Origin of the sequence: Streptomyces azureus (genome assembly GCF_001270025.1) — a bacterium.
GTDB classification, from domain to species: domain Bacteria; phylum Actinomycetota; class Actinomycetes; order Streptomycetales; family Streptomycetaceae; genus Streptomyces; species Streptomyces azureus.
Map to the genome: position 1 here is coordinate 1 of NZ_DF968450.1, position 218 is coordinate 218.

The window sequence follows — 218 nt, forward strand, 5'->3', positions numbered from 1 at the left end:
TACCCGAGCGGCGGCGACGAGTGCCACATGGCCTTCCACTTCCCGGTCATGCCGCGCATCTTCATGGCGGTGCGGCGCGAGTCCCGCTACCCGGTCTCGGAAATCCTGGCCAAGACCCCGGCCATCCCCTCGGGCTGCCAGTGGGGCATGTTCCTGCGCAACCACGACGAGCTCACGCTCGAGATGGTCACCGACGAAGAGCGCGACTACATGTGGGC

Annotated in this window: 1 pseudogene; it reads left to right on the forward strand. The window is 67.0% G+C overall.

The features are described from left to right. A pseudogene (locus AOQ53_RS35555) lies at positions 1 to 218 on the forward strand (trehalose synthase); the annotation flags it as partial.